This is a genomic window from Streptomyces sp. TRM49041 (assembly GCF_008271805.1).
In the GTDB taxonomy this organism is placed as follows: domain Bacteria; phylum Actinomycetota; class Actinomycetes; order Streptomycetales; family Streptomycetaceae; genus Streptomyces.
Genome location: NZ_VSRY01000112.1, coordinates 1 through 21,036, shown reverse-complemented (window position 1 = coordinate 21,036; position 21,036 = coordinate 1). Strand labels below are relative to the sequence as shown.

Genomic DNA, 21,036 nt, shown 5'->3' with positions numbered 1-21,036 from the left:
CGCGCGCATCCGCCGATCGCGGGTCCTACCGTCGCACCGTCCGAACCGTAAGGTCCATCGAATCCTTCTGAGCGTTCTCTTCGGTCCCACTGAACGACCGACCAGCACGCGGGGCCGCCTGACCGACCACCGTCGCCGTGAACGCCACGGCCATACCGAGGAGTTGCACGGGCCCGAGCGCCTGGCCGAGCGCCGCCCAGCCGACGACGGCCGCGGTGATCGGCGAGAGCGGCCCGAGCAGCGTCACGGAGGTCGCGGTGAGGCGCTCGATGCCACGGAACCACAGCCAGTACGCGACCGCCGTGTTGGCGAGAGCCAGGTACGCGTAACCGAGCGCCGCGCGGCCGTCGAGGGCGGGCGGGGCGCCTTCCACCAGGAAGGCGACCGGAGCGATGAGCAGGCCGCCTGCGGTGAGCTGCCAGCCGGTCATGGCGAGCGGCCCGACCCCCTCGGGCCGGCCCCACCGCTTGGTGAGCACCGTGCCGAGGGACATCGCCGCCGAGGAGGCGAGCCCGGCCACCACTCCCACCAGGTCGAAAGCTGCGCCGGCCGTCAGGACGACGAGGCTCACGCCGAAGGCGGCGGCCACGGCGGCCAGCAGGGCGCGCACGGTCGGCCGCTCCCCCAGCAGCAGCGCGGCGAGCCCGACCACGAACAGCGGGCCCACCGAGCCGACGACGGCCGCGACGCCACCGGGCAGCCGGTACGCGGCGAGGAACAGCAGCGGGAAGAACGCGCCGATGTTCAGCGCACCCAGCACCGCCGACCGCCACCACCAGGCGCCGCGCGGCAGCGTCCGGGTCAGCGCGAGCAGGGCGAGCCCGGCCGGCAGGGCGCGCATCAGGCCGGTGAACAGCGGCCGGTCCGGCGGCAGGAACTCGGTCGTGACGGCGTAGGTGGTGCCCCAGGAGACGGGAGCGAGCGCGGTGACGGCGATGACGGCGGCGCGGGTGGACATGGCGATGCCCTTCTGACAGCTGCGGCTGGGCGACTGAGGCTTAGCTTGGCAGCAAGTAGCTTAGCGCTAAGCTACTTAGAAGCAATTCACTTAGCATCAAGCTGCTTTCTTGCGAGCAAGGCGGGTGCCCGAGCAGACTTCGGCCATGACATCGACTCCCACCCCCGACGCCGCCGACGCCCCCGACGCCGTCGACGCCATCACCGACCAGTGGGCGGTGGTACGGCCGGATCTGGACACCGTCTCGATGGCCGTCTTCGGCCGCATCTACCGGCTCACCCAGACCATGGGCGAGCGCATGGACCGGGCGTACGCGCGCTTCGGCATCTCACGCGGGGAGTTCGACGTCCTGGCGACGCTGCGCCGCTCGGGAGAGCCGTACACGCTCTCGCCGCGCCAGCTCTCGGCGACGCTGATGCTGACGACGGGCGGTATGACGGGCCGGCTGGACAAGCTGGAGCGGGCCGGGCTGCTCAGCCGCAGCCCCGATCCGCACGACCGGCGCGGGCTGCGGGTGACGCTCGGCGAGCGCGGCCTGGCGCTCGTGGACGAGGCCGTCACCGCCGGGCTGGCGGTTCAACGCGAGGTGCTGGAGGCCGCGCTGGACGAACGGGAGGCCGAGCAGCTGACCGGCCTCCTGCGGAAGCTGCTCAGGACGACGGGCGCCGCCTGAGCAGCGAGTACGGACACAGCAGGGCGCCGCGCGGCGGGGTGGTCACCCCGGCGCGCGGCGCCCTGGAAGCGTGAGGTGGTGTCAGACCTGCTTCTCGGAGCGGTCGAGCACCATGACCAGACCGGCGATGACCACGAACAGCGCGATCGGGGCCACCACGTACAGACCGAGCGTCTCCATGACGCTCAGGCCGGAACCCGGGTCGTCGCCGTCGTCGCGGGTGAGCGCGAGCGCGGGGGACGACATGAGCAGCATCATCAGCGTCGTACCGGTCGCGACGGCGCCGGCGCGCAGGGCGTTCTTCTTGTCCACGGGCCAAACGTAGCGAACGCCTAATCCCGGCGCGCGCCCGGGGGTGCCGTACGGGGCTCCCGACCGTTCAGCTCGGCCATGAGCGCGTGCAGCCGGGGCGAGGCGGCCAGGTCCTCCAGGGTCACCGGTCGGCCGTCCGCGCCGGCGACGGGCAGCCGCCAGTTCGGGTACTGGTCCCACGTACCCGGCAGGTTCTGCGGGCGGCGGTCCCCCACCGCGTCCGGCAGCCACACGCCCGTCATCCGCGCGGGGGTCCTGCGCAGGAACCGGTACACGGCGCGGATCTCCGCCTCCTCGTCCCGGGCGCGGCCGTCGCCGTCGGCGACACCTCCGGCAGCCCGGGCGGCCCCAGCGCCCACGGCGCCCTGCTCGCCGCCGTCCAGGAGCCCCAGCCTCCGCAGGTACGCCAGCCACTCGCCGACGTCCCGCGCGTCCTCGGCGCGCTCCTCCGCCAGCGGACGGGTGAGCAGTCCGAGGCGGTGGCGCAGGTCGACGTGCTCGCCGCTGAGGCGGGCCGCCGTGGACGGCAGGTCGTGGGTGGTGGCCGTGGCCACACAGCCGGGCCGCCACGCCTCGGGCGGCAGCGGCCTGCCGGTGCCCTCCCAGTCGCGCTCGAACCACAGGACGGACGTGCCGAACACTCCGCGCCGCCGCAGGACGTCCCGTACGCCCGGCTCGACCGTGCCGAGGTCCTCGCCGATCACGGCGGCGTCCGCGCGGTGCGCCTCCAGGGCGAGGACGGCGAGCATGGCGTCGGCGTCGTACCGGACGTACGTGCCGTCCGTCGGCGGCAGGCCGGCGGGCACCCACCAGAGCCGGAACAGGCCCATGACGTGGTCGATCCGCAGGGCGCCCGCGTGCCGGAAGAGGGACCGCAGCAGGTCCCGGTACGGGGCGTAGCCGGACGCGGCGAGCGCGTCGGGGCGCCACGGGGGCAGCCCCCAGTCCTGGCCGCGCGCGTTGAACGCGTCCGGCGGGGCGCCCACCGACATGTCGCGCGCGTAGGCGTCGGCCTGCGCCCAGGCGTCGGCGCCGTCCGGGTGTACGCCGACCGCCAGGTCGTGGACGACACCGACGGCCATCCCGGCCTCGCTGGCGGCGCGCGCGGCGGCGGCGAGCTGCCGGTCGGTGAGCCAGGCGAGCCACATGTGGAAGTCGACACGGTCCGCGAGCTCGGCGCGTACGCGCGCGGTGGCGGCGGACCGGGGGTCGTTCAGGCCCTCGGGCCACTGGGCGCGGTCCGCGCCGTACCGCTCGACGAGCGCGCACCAGACGGCATGGTCCTCCAGGGCCTGGCCCCCGGCGGCGCGGAACGCGTCGAGCGCGGCCCGGCGGCCGGGGCCGAGCGGAACCTTCCGCAGCAGCTCCAGGGCGCGGCGCTTGAGCACCCACACCGCGTCCCGGTCGATCAGCTCACCCTTGCGGAGCACGCCGTCGCGCAGCTCCCCGGCCCGCCCGGCCAGCGCGTCGAGCTCGGCGCGGTCCGCCCCGGACACGTACGCGTACTCGGGGACGTCCTCGACGCGCAGATGGACGGGGTCCGGGAAGCGGCGCGACGACGGGCGGTACGGGGACGGGTCGGTGGGAGTGCCGGGTACGGCGGCGTGGAGCGGGTTGACCTGCACGAAGCCGGAGCCGAGGGCGCGGCCTGCCCAGTCGGCCAGTTCGCGCAGGTCCCCGAGGTCGCCCATGCCCCAGGAGCGGGTGGAGAGCAGCGAGTACAGCTGGACCAGGACACCGTGGCAGGGGGCGGACGGCTGCGGCACGCGCGCGGGGGCCACGACGAGGGTCGCCAGGGCCGTGCGCCCGTCCGGGGCGTGGGCCTCCAGGGCGTGGACGCCGGGCGGGAGGTCCGCCCACGGGACGGGCGACTCGGCGGTGCCGCCGTGCTCCAGGGCGATCCGCAGGGCGGTGCCGGCGGGGAGGGCGGCGAGCGGGCGGGGGCGCCCGGACGGCTCGTCGCCCTGCCACACGACGACCGTGGGCGGCAGCAGCCGCGCGTCCCTGGCCTCCTCGGTGGCCGCGAGCGACGCGCGGATCGCCGCGGGGCCGCTCGCGTCGACGTCCAGGGCTCCGAGGACGGTCACCACGGTGGCCTCGGGGACCGGGACCGTGACGCCCGGCGACGGGGAGTAGGCGGTGGCGACTCCGTGCAGCGCGGCGAGCCGGGCGAGGGTCATTCGGCCTCCTGGACGCATCGGTGCGTGGCGTTACATACGGGGTGACTCCGGTCCGCCGGCCATGCCGCGTGCGGTCGGCTCACTGGTCAGGGGCGTCGCGTCGGTGAGCGGGGGTTCGCTGGTGAGGGGTGCCGCGTCGGCGAGCGGCGGCTCGCTGGTGAGAGGTCCGGAGATCATGGCGGGCGCGTGGCCGTGGATCTGTCCGGGGACCTGTTTGGAGAGGGCGGAGAGAAGGAGCTGGGCGGACGCGGCCATGGTGGCCTCCCTGTACGAGGTGACATTGCGACCTCAGCAGCCCTACCCAGCGCGCGCCGGAGCATCCGTGGTAAGTGGCGCTGCTCACACCGCGCGTGGGTGACGCGGAGTGAGCGTGTCCCTCCGAGCCGGACGGTGCGGTGTGCAAATACGACACATCGGCCGCGCGCATTGACACCTTCGGCGAGGGGGTGGTGGGCTCGAAACCCACCAGTAGGACGACGAGTCGGAGGACCTGTCGGACCATCTGTCGGACCACCTGTCGCACGGCAGCAGGACGGCGGTGGACGGCGGCAGGACCACCGGGTAAGGCCACGGCCACGGACGGCCACGGCCATCGGCAAAGTTACCCGCAGAACCACGCGGGACGAGGGGAGACGCGCGTGCAGTTCGGTCAGCTCGCGCAGTTCGGACGCGGCAAGAGGACCGCGACCGCCGTCGCGGTGGCGGTGATCGGCGGCCTCCTCGGCGGCGCGCCCGGCGCGCTCGCCTCCCCCGGCCCCGGCTCCGCCACGGCCACGGTGCCCGACCGGGACACCGGCACCGAGCCGCCCGCCGTATGGCCGCGCCCGCAGTCGATGCGGCCCGTGGGCGGTGCCGTAGCGCTCGGGGAGCAGGTGACCGTGGTCGCGGACGCGGACGCGGACCCGTACGCCGTGACGGCCCTGGAGGGCGTCCTGCGCGATGCGGGCGTACGGCAGGTGCTCCGCGGCGGGCCCGACGGCCCGGGCGGCGGCTGGGGGCCGGTTGTGCTGATGGGCGGTACGGGCGCGCAGAGCGCGCTGCGCGCCCTGCGCGCACCCGAGCGCGGGGATCTGCCCTCCGGCGGCTACCGGCTCGCGACCGGGCGGTACGAGAACCGGGACACCGTCGCGGTCGACGGGGTCGGCGAGGACGGCCTGTTCCACGCCGTACAGACGCTCCGTCAGCTCATCACGGACGACCGGACGGTCCCCGGCGTCGTCGTGCGCGACTGGCCCGGCACCGCCGTACGCGGTCTGACCGAAGGTTTCTACGGGCGCCCGTGGAGCCACCGGCAGCGCCTGGCGCAGCTGGACTTCATGGCCCGCACCAAGCAGAACCGGTACCTGTACGCGCCCGGTGACGACCCGTACCGGCAGGCGCGGTGGCGTGAGGCGTACCCGGCGGCGCAGCGCGCCGAGTTCCGGGAGCTGGCCGAGCGCGCCCGGCGCAACCACGTGACGCTGGCCTGGGCGGTCGCCCCCGCCCAGGCCATGTGCCTGGCCTCGGAGGACGACGTCAGAGCGCTGAAGCGCAAGGTCGACGCCATGTACGCGCTCGGCGTGCGCGCCTTCCAGCTGCAGTTCCAGGACGCGAGCTACGACGAGTGGCACTGTTCGCTGGACGCGAGGACGTTCGGCGGCGGCCCCGAGGCGGCCGCCCGGGCGCACGCGCGCGTGGCGAGCGAGCTGTCCCGGCACCTGGCCGGGCGGTATCCGGACGTCGAGCCGCTGTCGCTGATGCCGACCGAGTACTACCAGGACGGGGCCACCGACTACCGCACGGAGCTCGCCGGGACGCTGGACGCGCGCGTCCAGGTGGCGTGGACGGGTGTCGGGGTCGTGCCGCGCACCATCAGCGGCCGTGAACTGGCGGGCGCCCGGGAGGCGTTCCGGCACCCGCTGGTCACCATGGACAACTATCCGGTGAACGACTACGCGCAGGACCGTATCTTCCTCGGCCCGTACACCGGCCGTGAGCCGGCCGTCGCCGCGGGCTCGGCGGCGCTGCTCGCCAACGCCATGGAGCAGGCGTCCGCGTCCCGTATCCCGGTCTTCACCGCGGCCGACTTCGCCTGGAACCCGCGCGGCTACCGCCCGCAGGAGTCCTGGCACGCGGCGCTCGACGACCTGGCGGACGGTGACCCGAAGGCCCGCGAGGCGCTGGCCGCCCTGGCCGGGAACGACACGTCGTCGCTGCTGAACCCGTCCGGCGAGTCGGCGTATCTGCGGCCGCTGCTGGCGGACTTCTGGCGTACGCGGACGGCGGCGGGCGTGCCGGCCGCCACCCGGGACGCGGCGGCGCGGGAGCTGCGGGCGGCGTTCACCGTGATGCGGGAGGCCCCGGGGGCCCTGACGGCTCCGGCGGAAGGCCGGTTCGACGACGAGGTACGGCCCTGGCTGGAGCAGCTGGCCCGGTACGGCCGGGCGGGCGAGGCCGCCGTGGACATGCTCCAGGCGCAGGCCGGGGGCGACGGCGCGGCGGCCTGGAAGGCCCAGCTGGAGCTGGAGCGGCTGCGCCGCGCGCTGGCCGCGAGCCCCGCGAAGGTCGGCCACGGGGTGCTGGACCCGTACCTGGAGCGGGCCGTGGACGAGGCCGGGGCGTGGACGGGCGCGGCCCGCTCGGCCGGCGAGTCGTACCGTACGGACACCTCGTACACCGTGGACCTGCGCCGGGCGCGCCCCGTGGAGGCGGTCACCGCGCTGGCGGAGCCGGGCTCCGGCGACGGCAGCGTCGAGGTGCACGTACCGGGCGAGGGCTGGCGGCCGCTGGGCACCCTGTCCCCCACGGGCTGGACGCAGACCCGCGCGGGCGGGGTCCGGGCCGACGCGGTGCGCGTGACATGGCCGCGGGGCGCCGCGGAGGTGCCCGTACGGTCCCTGGTGCCCTGGTTCTCCGACGAGCCGCGGGCCAGCCTGGAGCTGCCCCGCCCCGAGGCGGACGCGGAGATCGGCGGCGCGGCGCAGCGGGTGGAGGCGGTGGTGTCCGCCCAGCGCCCGGAGGCGGTACGCGGTGCGCTCACGGCGAAGGCGCCCAAGGGCATCGTGGTGAGCGTCCCGAAGGAGACGACGGTGCCGCGCGGCGTGGCCGCCCGGGTCCCGGTGACGATCACCGTCCCGGAGGGCACGCCGGCCGGTGCGTACGAGGTGCCGCTGTCGTTCGCGGGCGAGGAGCGGACGCTGACGGTGCGGGCGTACCCGAGGACGGGGGGCCCGGATTTGGTGCGTGGCCCCGGTGCGGTGGCGTCCTCGTCCGGTGACGAGACGGCCGACTTCCCGGCGTCCGCCGCGATCGACGGCGACGCGGAGACCCGCTGGTCGTCCCCGGCGGAGGACGGCGCGTGGTGGCAGGTGGAGCTGCCCGGACCGACCCGCGTGGGCCAGGTCGTCCTGCACTGGCAGGACGCGTACGCGACGCGGTACCGCGTCCAGGTCTCGGCGGACGGCCGCACCTGGCGCACGGCGGCGACGGTCCGGGACGGCAAGGGGCGCCGCGAGTCGGTCCGGATGGACGCCCCGGGCACGCGCTTCATCCGGGTGCAGGGCGAGACGCGGGCGACGCGGTACGGCTACTCGCTGTACGCGGTGGAGGCGTACGCGGTCACGGAGTGAGGCGGGCGCGGGCCTGGTCGGGCCGTGGTACGGCGGGGTGCCGGGCGCCGTACGGCGGCCCGCGGAAGGGCGCGGCCGCTGTACGGCGGGGTGCCGAGCGCCTATGCGACGCCGTACGACAAGGGGCCTCCGTACCGCACGGACCGCCGCGCGGGGCGGACCGCCGAGCCGACCGCCGCACGGACCGCCGTACAAGGACAGACCGCCGTACAACAACGACAGAGCCCGGATCATCAGGCGGAAATGCCGTCGATCCGGGCCATGGCGTCGTCCGCGCCGTACGGCTGCAGGTAGGGCAGCCAGCGCGGGTCCCTATGCCCCGTGCCGATGATGCGCCAGGCGAGCCCGGAGGGCGGCGCGGGCGGTTGGTGGAGCCGCCAGCCCAGCTCACGCAGGTGCCGGTCGGCCTTGACGTGGTTGCAGCGGCGGCACGCGGCCACCACGTTGTCCCAGGCGTGCTGGCCGCCACGGCTGCGCGGGATGACGTGGTCGACGCTGGTTGCGACGCCACCGCAGTACATGCAGCGCCCGCCGTCACGGGCGAAGAGCGCCTTGCGGGTCAGAGGAACGGGCCCCCGGTAGGGGACCCGCACGAACCGCTTCAGCCGTACGACGCTGGGGGCGGCGATCACTCGGGTTGCGCTGTGCATGAAGGCGCCGGACTCCTCGAGGCACACGGCCTTGTTCTCGAGGACGAGCACGAGCGCGCGGCGGAGCGGTACGACGCCGAGGGGCTCGTACGACGCGTTGAGGACCAGGACATGCGGCACGGATGCCTCCTTGTACGCCGGCGGCGCGTGGCTCGCGCCGGGACGATCTGCTCTCAGTCTCTCCTCATGCCAGGTCGAAGCGCCACCACATGGGGGTAACGGGCTCGAGGTGTTTTCGACCACACCTTGGTCATCCCCAGATGAGACGTGGCTCTCCCTCGAACACTGCAACGAAGCACCTACTCCCCTCCGTTAAATTGTTGTGACCCGCTCGTGATGCCAGGAGGTTCCCCGCCGTGCTCTGGTCGGCTCTGCCTTCAGTCCCGTCCACCGACGCTCCCCCCTCCCCGGAATCTCCCACCGAGTCCCCGGCACCGCAGGTCTCCCTCGACGAGGCCGCCCGGCAGGCGAGCGAGGCCGCGGGCTGGGTGGAGGAGAACCTCTCCACGTGGGTCAGCACAGGTCTGCGGATCCTGCTGATCCTTGTGATCGCGTTCACGCTGCGTTATCTGATACGCCGGACTCTGACGAAGCTGATCGACCGCATGAACCGCGGCTACCAGGCGGTCCAGGGCATGCCGCTGGGCGGCCTGCTGGTGAACGCGGAGCGTCGCCGTCAGCGCTCGGAGGCGATCGGCTCGGTGCTGCGTTCGGTGGCGTCGTTCCTGATCATGGGCACGGCGGCACTGATGATCCTGGGCGCGTTCAAGATCGACCTGGCGCCGCTGCTCGCGTCGGCGGGTGTGGCGGGCGTGGCGATCGGCTTCGGCGCGAGGAACCTGGTCACGGACTTCCTCTCGGGCGTCTTCATGATCCTTGAGGACCAGTACGGGGTGGGCGACTCGATCGACGCGGGAGTGGCGTCCGGCGAGGTCATCGAGGTGGGCCTGCGCGTGACGAAGCTGCGCGGCGAGAACGGTGCGATCTGGTACGTCCGCAACGGCGAGATCAAGCGGATCGGCAACCTCAGCCAGGGCTGGGCGACGGCGGGCGTGGACGTCACGGTCCGCCCGACGGAGGACCTGGACACCCTGAACAAGCTGATCACGGCGGTGTCGGAGGAGATGGCCGCCGAGGAACCCTGGAACGAGCGCCTCTGGGGCCCGGTCGAGGTCCTGGGCCTGAACGAGGTCCTGCTGGACTCGATGACCCTCCGCGTCTCGGCCAAGACCATGCCCGGCAAGGCCCTCGGCGTCGAACGCGAACTCCGCTACCGCATCAAGCGCGCCCTCGACCAGGCGGGCATCCGCATCGTGGGCGGCCTCCCCCAGCAGGAGGACGCGACGACGGACCCCACAACCGCCATCGCGGCCCCGTCCGCCTTCGCCTCCCCGGTGTCCCCCCAGTCGATCGCGACGAACCCGATACCGCAGCAGCACACCGGCCCGAACCTGTCCAAGAACTGAGGGTCCCAGCCGGCGCCCGGCACCCGGCACGCCTCCACGCCGCGACAACCGCGGCGTGGGGGCACCCGAGAGGCAGGCGGGCTCAGCGGCCCATGATCCGAACCGACCAGACCGCCGGGGTCAGGCAGCCGTCGAGCCGGCGCCGGGCGGTGCGTCATCCTTGGGATCGCCGCCATGAGGGACGAAGACGAACGTGGACGTGTCACCGTCCAGGTCGATCGTCAGCGAGGCGTCAAGCGCCTTGGCGAGACGAGTGAGCAGCGGCAGCGTCGGCACGGAATCGCCGCCCTCGATGTTGGAGATCTGCGGCTGGGTCATCCCCGCCCTCCGGGCCAGCTCCGCCTGGGACAGCCGGAGCTCGGAGCGCCGGTTGTGAACAGCCTGGCCGAGCGCGAACGCGTATCCGGCCTCGACATAGGCGGACGACTCCGCAACGGACTCGCCAAGGAGCTTCCGAGTCCGTCGGGTCTTCCACTGCGCGTGGTTCACGGCCGGTCCTCCTGAATTCGTTCGAAACTGTGCTCGGCCGCGGTGTGCTCCGCTTCGCACACCTTCTGCGCCTGCCGCGCCCTGTCGACCTCCGCCGTTTCCTGCTGCCTGGTCTTCCGGAAGACGGTCAGCAACACGATGCGCCGCTCGGGAGCGAGCCAGTACGTCACACGCACGGCGGCACCATCCATGATGAACCGCAACTCACGAACCCTGCCGCCCAGGTGGCGGGAGTACGGCTCACCGAGCGTGGTCGGCGCGGCAGCGAGCATGTCAGCCGCTCGCTCCGCCTTGGCGTACTGGTCGTCCGGGAGCATTTCCAGCCACCGCCGAACTTCGGGTTCGATCTCGATCAACCAGGGGTTGGTCACGGGTCGACTATACAGAAATCAATATAGGGCGAGGTGAACCGGCAGGCTTCGCCCCCAAGGCGCCCCGAGCCACAAGCGCGCAGAGCCCCCACGGGCCAGCACCGGCGGCACGCATCCGCACTGCGAGATCAAACGCGGCCGGCCAGGGCTCGGCGACGACGAACCCCACAACCGCCGTCGCGGCCCCGTCCACATTCACCTCCCCGGCCTCCCCCAGTCCATCGCGACGAACCGATACCGCGGCAGAACACGGGCCCGAACCTGTCGAAGAACTAAGCCACCAGTCCGAGCCCATGAGCCCGGAGTTGTGGCAGCCGCCCTCAGCGTCCCGCGCTTCCCACTGTGCGACCCCTGCCTGATCGCTCACGATCGGTGGGAAATCGAACAGCAGGCCATCGTGAAGCTGCCACTCCGTGCGACTGGGCCTGGCCGACGACCCTGTCGACGGGGATGTCGGTCTATGACCTGGTGCGACGAACCCCGACCCCGCGCCGCGCCGGGCATTGACTGCTGACGGGGTGTCCGCCTACGTTCGGCACAACAGGAAAGTTTCCTAACAGCGGTCGAAGGTAGGTGCACCTCGCCGTGACCGGAACAACCCCCGGGACCCCGCGTGTGCTGCGGGCGATGAACGACCGGGCCGCGCTCGATCTGCTGCTGGAGCACGGGCCGTTGTCGCGGGCGCGGATCGGGAGGCTGACCGGGCTGTCGAAGCCGACCGCCTCGCAGCTGCTGGCGCGGCTGGAGGCTGCCGGGCTGGTCGTCGGGACCGGGACGACCGAGGGGCGGCCGGGGCCCAACGCGCAGCTGTACGGGGTGAATCCGCGGGCCGCCTACGCCGCCGGGCTGGATGTGAACCCGCGGCGTGTGCGGGCCGCTGTGGCGGATGTGACCGGGGCGGTGGTCGGGGAGTTCGAGTCGGCCACGCCCGGGCGCGGGCGGCGTGCCGGGGGTGCCGGGGGTGCCGGGGGTGCCGGGGGTGCCGGGGGTGCCGGGGGTGCCGGGGGTGCCGGGGGTGCCGGGGGTGCCGGGGGTGCCGGGGGTGCCGGGGGTGCCGGGGGTGCCGGGGGTGCCGGGGGTGCCGGGGGTGCCGTCACGCAGGTTACCGAGGCGCTCGGCGGGGCCGTGAAGGCTGCCGGGCTCGCGCCACAGGATGTGCACCGGGTCGTCGTCGGGACGCCGGGCGCGTTCGATCCTTCCACCGGGCGGCTGCGGTACGCCTCGCACCTGCCGGGGTGGCACGCGCCGGGCCTGTTGGAGGAGCTGGCCGCCGCGCTGCCCATGCCGGTCGAGTACGAGAACGACGTGAACCTCGTGGCCGTCGCCGAGCAGCGCCGCGGCGCCGCCGTCGGGCACGAGGACTTCGTACTGCTCTGGAATGCGGAGGGGCTCGGCGCCGCCCTCGTGCTGGGCGGGCGGCTGCACCGGGGGTTCACGGGCGGGGCCGGCGAGGTGGGGTTCATGCCCGTGCCGGGCGCGCCGCTCGTGCGGAACGTCGCCAGGGCCGGCAGCGGTGGCTTCCAGGAGCTGGCCGGGGGCCAGGTCGTGCTCCGGCTCGCCCGGGAGCTGGGGATCCATGTGCCGCGTGGGAGCTGTCCCGACGTTGCCGTGCGGGTCCTGGAGACGACAGCCGCGGAGGGCTCCGGGGCTTACGGGCAACTGCTCGACACCTTCGCGACCGGACTCGCCACCGGGCTCGCCTCGCTCGTCGCCGTCCTCGACCCCGAGCTGGTCGTGCTGTCGGGCGACGTCATCGTCGCGGGCGGCGAGCCGCTGCGCGAGCGCGTCGAGGCCGAGCTCGGCGAGCTGGCCGCCGCCCGGCCCCGGCTCGTCATCGGCGGCGTACGGGAGCACCCCGTGCTACGGGGCGCGCTGGAGGTCGCCCTGGCCGCCACCCGCGACGACGTGTTCGACACCTCCGTCCGCTGAGCGAACTCCCTCGACAGGAGAGAGACCCACGACTGAAAGGTAAGACCGCCATGTCTGTGTTCCGGCGCTTCGGACTTCCCGTCGTCACCGTCTCCGGCTGCGCCGGTCGTCGTCTTCTTCTTCGCCCGGAAGGCTTTCGTCGAAGGCGTCACGCTCACCGGAGTCAAGGGGTAACGGGGAAAGGGGATGAAGATGGGTGACATGAAGCTCGTGGTCGTGGGGGGTGGCTCCACCTACACCCCGGAACTGGTCGACGGGTTCGCGCGGCTGCGCGACACCCTGCCGCTCGGTGAACTGGTCCTGGTCGACCCGGCGGCCGACCGGCTGGAGCTGGTCGGCGGGCTGGCCCGGCGGATCTTCGCCAGGCAGGGTCACCCGGGGACGGTGACGACGACCGGCGACCTGGTCGCGGCCGTCGAAGGCGCCGACGCCGTACTGCTCCAGCTGCGCGTCGGCGGGCAGGCGGCCCGGCGGCAGGATGAGACCTGGCCGCTGGAGTGCGGCTGTGTCGGACAGGAGACCACCGGGGCGGGCGGGCTGGCGAAGGCGCTGCGGACCGTGCCGGTCGTCCTCGACATCGCCGACCGTGTACGACGGACCAACCCGGACGCGTGGATCATCGACTTCACCAACCCGGTGGGCATCGTCACCCGCGCGCTCCTCCAGGCGGGGCACAAGGCCGTGGGGCTGTGCAACGTCGCCATCGGCCTCCAGCGGAAGTTCGCCGCGCTGCTCGATGTCGCGCCCGGGGACGTCCATCTGGAGCACGCCGGGCTGAACCACCTGACGTGGGAGCTGGGCGTACGGCTCGGCGGGCCCGACGGGGCGGACCTGCTGCCGAAGCTGCTGGCCGAGCACGGCGACGCCGTCGCCGACGACCTGCGGCTGCCGCGCGGGCTCCTCGACCGGCTCGGCGTCGTCCCCTCGTACTACCTGCGGTACTTCTACGCCCATGACGAGGTCGTCGACGAGCTGCGCCGCAAGCCGTCGCGGGCCGCCGAGGTCGCCGCGATGGAGCGCCGTCTGCTGGAGCTGTACGGCGACCCGGCGCTCGACGAGAAGCCGGCGCTGCTCGCCGAGCGGGGCGGGGCGTTCTACTCGGAGGCGGCCGTCGACCTGGCCGCGTCGCTGCTCGGCGACCGGGGCGGCGCCGTGCAGGTGGTGAACACGCGCAACGACGGCACGCTGCCGTTCCTGCCGGACGACGCCGTCGTCGAGGTGCAGGCCCAAGTGGACCGCACAGGTGCCCGGCCGCTGCCGGTGCGGGAGCTGGACCCGCTGTACGCGGGGCTCGTCGCGCAGGTCACCGCGTACGAGGAACTGGCGCTGGAGGCGGCGCTGCGGGGCGGCCGGGACCGGGTTTTCCGGGCACTGCTCGCGCACCCGCTGATCGGGCAGTACGCGTACGCGGACACGCTCACCGACCGGCTCCTCGCGCACAACCGGGAGCACCTCGCGTGGGCATGACCGGGAACACGGGCGTGGAGCCGGCGGCCGTGCTGGCGATCGACGCGGGCAACAGCAAGACCGACGTCGCCGTCGTCGATGCGGACGGGACGGTCCTCGGCACCGGGCGCGGCGGCGGGTTCCGTCCGCAGGTGGTGGGCGTCGAGGCGGCCGTCGACGTACTGGCGGACGCGGTACGGGCGGCGGTACGGGACGCGGGGGTCGGCGGCGGGGCGGAGGCGGTACGGGAGTCGGCAGCGCGCGCGGAGGCGGGCCGGGAGTCGGTGACGGGCCGGGAGTCGGTGACGGGCCGGGAGTCGGTGGCGGGCCCCGAGACGGCCGTGGGTGATGTGCCGTATGTGACGCATGTGACGCATGTGACGCATGTGTCCGCGTGTCTGGCCAACGCCGACCTGCCCGTCGAGGAGGCGGAGCTCACCCGCGCGGTGCGGGCGCGCGGCTGGGGCGAGTCGGCCGTCGTACGCAACGACACGTTCGCGCTGCTGCGGGCCGGGGCGGACGAGCCGCGCGGTGTGGCGGTCGTGTGCGGGGCGGGTATCAACTGCGTCGGCATGCTGCCGGACGGGCGGACCGCGCGGTTCCCCGCCGTGGGCCGTATCTCCGGCGACTGGGGCGGCGGTTCGGGGCTCGCCGAGGAGGCGCTGTGGTTCGCGGCGCGGGCCGAGGACGGGCGGGGCGAGGCGACGGGGCTGGCCCGGGCCCTGCCCGCGCACTTCGGCCTCGACTCGATGTACGCGCTGATCGAGGCGCTGCACCTGGGGCGGATCCCGGTCGAGCGGCGGCACGAGCTGACGCCCGTGCTGTTCGCCGTGGGGGCGGCCGGTGACCCGGTGGCGCGGGCACTGGTGGAGCGGCTCGCGCGGGAGGTGGTCGCGCTGGCGACGGTCGCCCTGGAACGGCTCGGGCTGGCGGACTCGGAGAAGCCGGTCCCGGTGGTGCTCGGGGGGAGCGTCCTGGCGGCCGGGCACCCGGACCTCGACACTCGGATCACCGACCTGCTGCGGGACCGGGCACCCGCCGCGGAGCCCCGTGTGGTGACCGCGCCGCCGGTCCTCGGCGCGGGGCTGCTGGGCCTCGACCACGTGGGAGCGCCGACGGCGGCCGGGGCGGCGCTGCGCGGCCACTACGCGCAGGTGGGGAACCGAGCGGGGGTGGATCGCGTTCTGTGAGAGGGGGGTTCGAATGACGGTGCGACCGAGGCGTCGGGCACGATAAGAACAAGATCGAGTCAAGCCTGGTGTCATTGTCGGTCCCTGCGGCCATACTGCTGGCCGGGCTGCCGCCACCCGATCCGCCGGGGGCCCGTCAGCGACCAGGGGGAGGTCACGTGTCACACGCGCCGAACGCGCGGCCCACGCCACCGGGCGTGCCCGCGCCACCGGGCGTGCCGGGCGTGCCCGCGCCCCCGGGCGGCGCGCCGGAGCCGGGTGCGCAGGCGACCGGCCCCTGGACACCCGGCCCCTGGACACCCGGCCCCCGGATGCCCGGCTCCCAGATCCCCGGCTCCCAGATCCCCGGCTCCCGGATCCCCGGCTCGCGGACGCCCGGCAGCGGGGCGTCGCCCTCGGGCGTAGTGGAAGCGCCGCGGCGGTCCTGGTCCGAGACGCTGACCCGGCTGCGGGCCACGGCGACCACCCCGCCCGGCCGGCTCCGTGTCCTCGGCGCCGTACTCGCCACGCTGGTCGTCGCGTTCGGCGCGGTCACCGCGCTGGAGGTGGCAGACCGGTCCTACGCGGCCGACGACGTCGTCGGCCGCAGCCAGCCACTGAGCGCCGACGCCGCGCACATCTACCGCTCCCTCGCCGACGCCGACACGGCCGCCGCGAGCGGCTTCCTCGCGGGCGCGCAGGAGCCCGCGGACGTCGGCGAGCGGTACGAGGAGGACATCGCGACCGCCGCCCGGCTGCTCGTCAAGGCCGCCGCGAACACGGACGGCTCGTCCGCCTCGGCACGCGAGATAGCCACCCTCAACGAGCAGCTTCCCCGCTACACCGGCCTCATCGAGCGCGCCCGCGCCGCGAACCGGCAGGGCCTGCCGCTGGGCGGCGCCTATCTGCGGTACGCGAACCAGCGGATGACGACACAGATGCTGCCCGCCGCGCAGCGGCTGTACGAGGCGGAGACCGCCCGGCTGGCCCAGGACGACCGGGACGCGCGCGCGTGGCCGGTGCTCTCCCTCGCGGCGGGCGTCCTGGTGCTGGCCGTGCTCGCCTGGGCACAGCGGCGTGACTACCGGCGGACGAACCGGATCCTCAACCCGGGGCTGCTGGCGGCGACGGCCGCCACGACGGTGGCGCTGCTGTGGCTCGCCGGCGGGCACGCGGTCGCGCGGGCCGGGCTGACCGAGGCCCGCGTCCACGGCCAGGATTCGCTCAAGGTGCTGAACGAGGCCCGGATCAGTTCCCTCAAGGCCCGTGCGAACGAGAACCTGACTCTTGTGGCACGTGGCGCGGTACTCACCGACGACGGCAAGAGCGACAAGTACGAGACCGACTACAGCGCCGCCATGGCGGGCCTGGACACGGCGCTCGGCAAGGCCCGCGCGCTGGCCGACGACAAGGCGGGCCGCGACCCGGTGGCGGACGCCGTCCAGTGGTACGGCGCGTGGCGCGAGCGGCACGCGGTCGCCCGGCGCACGGACGACGCGGGCGACTACGACGGCGCGCTGGCACAGGTCATCGGCGGCAAGGAGTCGACGGGCGCCGCCTTCGACCGGGTCGACGCGGCGCTGCGGAGGGCCCTCGACCACGAGCAGGACGAGTTCACCCGCGCAGCCGAGCGGGGCCGGAACGCCCTGACCGCCCTCCCGGCCGGCGCGGCCGCCCTGGCGGTCCTCGGCGCGGCGGGCGCCGTCATGGGCGTCAACCGCAGGCTCGCGGAGTACCGGTGACCGGCGAGGGGAGGGGCAGGGTGAACGACGGCAGGATGTTCCGCGGGCGGCTGCGGGGCTGGGGCGGCGTCGCGGCCATGGGCGTCGCGTGCGTGCTGACGAGTGTGCAGGCACTCGTACCGCTCGTGCCGCCTCCACCGTCCGGGCAGGGCGCTTCCGACACCCCGGCGGGCTCCGGAGGTTCCGGGGTCGTACGGGTCGAGCGCGCCGAGGCCGAGGAGACGTGCACGGACCCGGAGGCGTCGCTGACGCCCTCCGCCGCCGACGGCCCGACGATCGCCGCGATCAAGGAGCGCGGCAAGCTCGTCGTGGGCATCGACCAGAACAGCTACCGCTGGGGCTACCGGAACCCCGCGACGGGCACCCTTGAGGGCTTCGACATCGACCTCGCCAGGGCCATCGCCGCCGACATCCTCGGCAGCCCCGACGCGATCATCTTCCGGGCCGTGCCCACCAACCAGCGCATCGCCGCCCTGGAGGGCGAGAAGGTCGACCTGGTCGTCCGGACCATGACGATCAACTGCGCCCGGATCGAGCAGGTCGCGTTCTCCACCGCGTACTTCGCGACCGGCCAGCAGGTCCTCGCGCCCAAGGACTCCGACATCACCGGCTACGACGCGTCCCTGTCGGGCAAGCGGGTGTGCTCGGCCGAGGGCTCGACGGCCTACGAGGCGCTGAAGCGCGACTCGTTCGGCGCGACGTTCCGGGACGAGCACGACGGCACCCCGCGGGACGCCGACCTCCACACCGTGCCCAACCAGCTGGACTGCCTGGTCCGGCTGCAGACCGGCGAGGTCGACGCGGTCGTCACGGACAGCGCCCTCGCGGCGGGCCAGGCCGCTCAGGACCCGGCCGTCGAGCTCAAGGGCACGCCGTTCACCACCGAGTTCTACGGCGTGGCCGCCAAGCTCGGCAACGACGACCTGGTGCGCCGGGTCAACCAGGTCCTGGTGGCCTACCGCGGCGGGCCGTGGACGCGGGCGTACGAGAAGTGGCTCAAGGCGGACCTGCCCGGCATGACCGGGCCGCCGGCGCCGAAGTACCGGACGAACTGACCCCCGAAGCGAGAGGTGATCGATGGGCGTCACGGGTCCCCCTGGTCCGGTGATGGACCGGGACGAGGTGGACCGTGCGCTGGCACGCCTCGGCGCGGAGCACAAGGCGGTCGAGGACTCGCTGCTCGCGCTGCAGGACCACGCGGGCCGCAGGCTGCTGGAGGGCGCCGCGCTGACCGGGACGACCGAGCAGCGCTGGGCCGCGACCGAGCGGTCGATAGCGCTGCTGTGGACGTACTTCGACGTGTACACGGACGCGTTGCGCGCCGCCCGCGAGGTGCGCGCGCGGCGTCGCTGGCCGGGGCGTGAGGAGCTGGCGGAGCTGACGGAGCGGCTGTGCGGCGAGAGCGTCGTCGTGCCCGGCTCGTCGGTGCCCGACGGCGCGGCGGCCCGGCTGACGGAACGGTTCACGCTGGACCGGCTGGTGGCACGGATGAACGAGCTGTACGCGGCGTCCCTGGACGTGGTGGTGACGGCGGACGCCGTCTGGTCGGCGCTGCCCGCCCGGATAGACCTCCTGGCGGCGGAACTGAACCGCACGCGGTCCCTGGCGCGTTCGGTCGGGGTGCGGCCGGGTGAGCATCCGGCGGGCGACGACCTGGAGGCCATCACCGAGGAGCTGGCGACGCTGCGCGCCCAGGTCGTGAGCGATCCGCTGGCGTTCTGGCGGCCCGCCGTCGGCAGTTCGGCACCGGGCGGCGGGCGGCCCGACACGGACCGGTACGACAGGGCGGCCCGGGCGCTGGAGGACGTACGCCGGGAGATCGAGGCGGTGCTCCAGGTGCGGCAGGACTCGGAGTCGCGGCTGCTGAGGCTGCGGGATCTGCTGTCGCGGGCCGACCGCACCCTGGCGGAGGCGCGCAACGCGCGCGGCGAGGTCCTGGCGAAGATCGCCGCTTCGGAGGTGCCGGTGGTGAGCGGTCCGCCGACCGCGCTGCAGGAGCGGCTCGCGACCGCCGCCGAGTACCGGCGGCACGCGCGGTGGCACCGGCTCTCGCCGCTCCTGGAGGCCCTGGAGCAGGAGGCCGAGGACGAACTGCTGCGGGCCCGCGCGTCGTTGACGGCGGTGACCGCGCCGCTCGCGGTCCGCGCCGAGCTGCGCGGGCGGCTCGACGCGTACAGGGCGAAGGTGGCCCGGCACGGCCTTGCGGAGGACCCGTTCCTGAGCGAGCGGTACGACGCGGCCCGCCGGATGCTGTGGAGCGCGCCGTGCGATCTGCGCGCCGCGGAACAGGCCGTACTGCGCTACCAGCGCGCGGCCGGCGAGGTGCTGTCGACCGGGGGTCACGGATGAGGAAGTGTCAGCGGCCCGGGTGCGGCGGCTCGTACGAGGACATGGGCAGCGGTCAGCTGTACTGCGACATGTGCGGGCTCGCGCCCGTCGTGGCGGCGGGGTCTCCCCCGCTCGGCGAAGGCATGGTGTCGTCACCGCCGACGGGCGTGGCGGGAGGCCCCCCGGCCGGCTCCGGCGGCCCGTCGCGCTCCTCCGGTGAGTCGTCCTCCCCTTCGTCGCGGCCGTCCTCCCCTTCGTCGCGGCCGTCCGCCCGTTCGTCGCGGTCGGCGGGCTCGCGGCGGTCGGTGTCCGGACGGCTCTCGCAGGCCCTGTCGGGCGTGGCGACGGCGCGGTCCGTGTCGGTGCGCAGCTCCGGCTCGTCGAGCGGCCAGTCGGTGCGGAACCGGCTGGGCGCCGGCCTGGTGGCCGTGCCGGAGGTGCCGCGCCCCGATCCGCGGTCGGCGGTGATGGAGCGCCCTGAGGTGCCCGAGCGGAAGCGGTTCTGCTCCCGCTCCGCCTGCGGGGCGGCCGTCGGGCGGGCGCGCGGCGGCAGACCGGGGCGTACGGAGGGGTTCTGCACCAAGTGCGGGCACCCGTACTCCTTCGTGCCGAAGCTGCGCGCGGGCGATGTGGTGCACGGCCAGTACGAGGTGGCGGGCTGTCTGGCGCACGGCGGGCTCGGCTGGATATACCTCGCCGTGGACCGGGCGGTGTCCGACCGCTGGGTGGTCCTCAAGGGCCTGCTGGACACGGGTGACCAGGACGCCATGGCGGCGGCGATATCGGAGCGGCGGTTCCTCGCGGAGATCGAGCACTCCAACATCGTCCGCATCTACAACTTCGTGGAGCACCTGGACCAGCGGACGGGCTCGCTGGACGGGTACATCGTCATGGAGTACGTCGGCGGCAAGTCCCTGAAGGAGATAGCCAACGAGCGGCGCGGCCCGGACGGGCGGCGCGACCCTTCCCCAAGCTCTCAGCTCCGTTCGAGCAGGGGATACCCCATCCCGGTCGAGCAGGCGTGCGCGTACGGCATCGAGGCGCTGGAGGCGCTCGGCCATCTGCACAGCCGGAACCTGCTCTACTGCGACTTCAAGGCCGACAACGCCATCCAGACCGAGGACCAGCTGAAGCTGATCGACATGGGCGCGGTCCGGCGGATGGACGACCACGAGTCGGCCATCTACGGCACGGTCGGCTACCAGGCGCCGGAGATCGCCGAAGTGGGCCCGTCGGTCGCGTCGGACCTGTACACGGTGGCGCGGACGCTGGCGGTGCTGACGTTCGACTTCCAGGGCTACACGAACGTGTTCGCGCACGCCCTCCCGGAGCCGCAGCACATCGAGGTGTTCCGGCGGTACGAGTCGTTCTACCGCCTGCTGGTCCGCGGGACGGACCCGGACCCGGCCCGCCGGTTCGCCTCGGCCCAGGAGATGGCCGAACAGCTGACAGGCGTCCTGCGCGAGGTCGTCGCCCTCCAGACGGGCACCCCGCGCCCTGCGCTGTCCCCGCTGTTCGGCCCGGAACTCCGGGTCGCGGACACGGTCCTGTTCGCGGAACCGGCGGGCGAGGTCTCGCCGCTGGGGCTGCGGACGGTGGGCGGACGGGGCGCGCGGGGCGGGCTGTTCGGCGGCGGGACGACGGCCGGGGGCGCGGGCGTGGCCGCGGGTTCCGGCGCGTCCCGGCCCGGTGGCGGTGCCACGACGCCGACGCCC

The 21,036-nt window shown here is 74.1% G+C and carries 17 protein-coding genes; 10 read left to right on the top strand and 7 right to left on the bottom strand.

Going from position 1 to position 21,036, the window contains the following annotated elements:
• Positions 1–25: 25 nt before the first annotated feature.
• A complete protein-coding gene (locus tag FVS66_RS13365) occupies positions 26–958 on the bottom strand; it encodes an EamA family transporter (protein ID WP_149181410.1) in 933 nt (310 codons plus the stop codon).
• A gap of 145 nt (positions 959–1,103) precedes the next feature.
• On the opposite strand from FVS66_RS13365, the gene FVS66_RS13360 reads away from it, so the two are divergent.
• Positions 1,104–1,631 (top strand): MarR family transcriptional regulator, encoded by a 528-nt coding sequence (locus tag FVS66_RS13360; protein WP_149181409.1) that lies wholly within the window; start codon positions 1,104–1,106, stop codon positions 1,629–1,631.
• A gap of 81 nt (positions 1,632–1,712) precedes the next feature.
• On the opposite strand, the gene FVS66_RS13355 is transcribed toward FVS66_RS13360, so the two are convergent.
• The 3 genes from FVS66_RS13355 to FVS66_RS13345 are packed head-to-tail and all read right to left on the bottom strand — an operon-like array spanning position 1,713 to position 4,378.
• A complete protein-coding gene (locus FVS66_RS13355) occupies positions 1,713–1,943 on the bottom strand; it encodes a hypothetical protein (protein WP_149181408.1) in 231 nt (76 codons plus the stop codon).
• A 20-nt stretch (positions 1,944–1,963) separates the two neighbouring features.
• The gene (malQ, locus tag FVS66_RS13350; protein WP_149181407.1) at positions 1,964–4,123 is read right to left on the bottom strand and encodes a 4-alpha-glucanotransferase; all 2,160 of its coding nucleotides are present in this window, start codon (positions 4,121–4,123) and stop codon (positions 1,964–1,966) included.
• 30 nt (positions 4,124–4,153) lie between these two features.
• The gene (locus FVS66_RS13345; protein WP_149181406.1) at positions 4,154–4,378 is read right to left on the bottom strand and encodes a hypothetical protein; all 225 of its coding nucleotides are present in this window, start codon (positions 4,376–4,378) and stop codon (positions 4,154–4,156) included.
• A 383-nt stretch (positions 4,379–4,761) separates the two neighbouring features.
• Between FVS66_RS13345 and FVS66_RS13340 the strand changes: the two genes are divergently transcribed.
• A complete protein-coding gene (locus FVS66_RS13340; protein ID WP_149181405.1) occupies positions 4,762–7,731 on the top strand; it encodes a beta-N-acetylglucosaminidase domain-containing protein in 2,970 nt (989 codons plus the stop codon).
• A gap of 233 nt (positions 7,732–7,964) precedes the next feature.
• Here the strand turns inward: FVS66_RS13340 and FVS66_RS13335 are convergent, their stop codons facing one another.
• Entirely contained in the window at positions 7,965–8,501 is a 537-nt protein-coding gene (locus tag FVS66_RS13335; RefSeq protein WP_149181404.1) for an HNH endonuclease, read from the bottom strand.
• Between the two features lie 236 nt (positions 8,502–8,737).
• Between FVS66_RS13335 and FVS66_RS13330 the strand changes: the two genes are divergently transcribed.
• Positions 8,738–9,847: a mechanosensitive ion channel family protein gene (locus tag FVS66_RS13330; protein ID WP_149181403.1), complete on the top strand. Its 1,110-nt coding sequence runs from the start codon at positions 8,738–8,740 to the stop codon at positions 9,845–9,847.
• Positions 9,848–9,967: 120 nt separating this feature from the next.
• Here FVS66_RS13330 and FVS66_RS13325 read toward each other — a convergent pair whose 3' ends face one another.
• Positions 9,968–10,336 carry a helix-turn-helix transcriptional regulator gene (locus FVS66_RS13325; RefSeq protein WP_149181402.1) on the bottom strand — a complete coding sequence of 123 codons (369 nt, stop codon included), beginning with the start codon at positions 10,334–10,336 and terminating at the stop codon, positions 9,968–9,970.
• The gene (locus FVS66_RS13320) at positions 10,333–10,707 is read right to left on the bottom strand and encodes a type II toxin-antitoxin system RelE/ParE family toxin (protein WP_149181401.1); all 375 of its coding nucleotides are present in this window, start codon (positions 10,705–10,707) and stop codon (positions 10,333–10,335) included. The genes FVS66_RS13325 and FVS66_RS13320 overlap by 4 nt, the downstream gene beginning before the upstream one ends.
• Positions 10,708–11,334: 627 nt before the next feature.
• Between FVS66_RS13320 and FVS66_RS35915 the strand changes: the two genes are divergently transcribed.
• From FVS66_RS35915 to FVS66_RS13285, 7 genes are all read left to right on the top strand, one after another.
• The gene (locus FVS66_RS35915; protein WP_262386976.1) at positions 11,335–12,636 is read left to right on the top strand and encodes an ROK family transcriptional regulator; all 1,302 of its coding nucleotides are present in this window, start codon (positions 11,335–11,337) and stop codon (positions 12,634–12,636) included.
• 201 nt (positions 12,637–12,837) lie between these two features.
• Entirely contained in the window at positions 12,838–14,103 is a 1,266-nt protein-coding gene (locus FVS66_RS13310) for a 6-phospho-beta-glucosidase (protein ID WP_149181416.1), read from the top strand.
• A complete protein-coding gene (locus FVS66_RS13305; RefSeq protein WP_149181400.1) occupies positions 14,100–15,272 on the top strand; it encodes a BadF/BadG/BcrA/BcrD ATPase family protein in 1,173 nt (390 codons plus the stop codon). Before FVS66_RS13310 ends, FVS66_RS13305 begins: the two co-directional genes overlap by 4 nt.
• Before the next feature lie 158 nt (positions 15,273–15,430).
• The gene (locus FVS66_RS13300; protein WP_399225473.1) at positions 15,431–16,993 is read left to right on the top strand and encodes a hypothetical protein; all 1,563 of its coding nucleotides are present in this window, start codon (positions 15,431–15,433) and stop codon (positions 16,991–16,993) included.
• Between the two features lie 35 nt (positions 16,994–17,028).
• The gene (locus FVS66_RS13295; protein WP_149181414.1) at positions 17,029–18,048 is read left to right on the top strand and encodes a glutamate ABC transporter substrate-binding protein; all 1,020 of its coding nucleotides are present in this window, start codon (positions 17,029–17,031) and stop codon (positions 18,046–18,048) included.
• A gap of 22 nt (positions 18,049–18,070) precedes the next feature.
• Complete coding sequence (locus tag FVS66_RS13290; RefSeq protein ID WP_149181399.1) at positions 18,071–19,342, top strand: hypothetical protein; 1,272 nt, start codon at positions 18,071–18,073, stop codon at positions 19,340–19,342.
• Positions 19,339–21,036, top strand: a 1,698-nt coding sequence (locus FVS66_RS13285) for a serine/threonine protein kinase (protein ID WP_149181398.1), incomplete at its 3' end; no start/stop codon positions are given. The genes FVS66_RS13290 and FVS66_RS13285, both read left to right, overlap by 4 nt.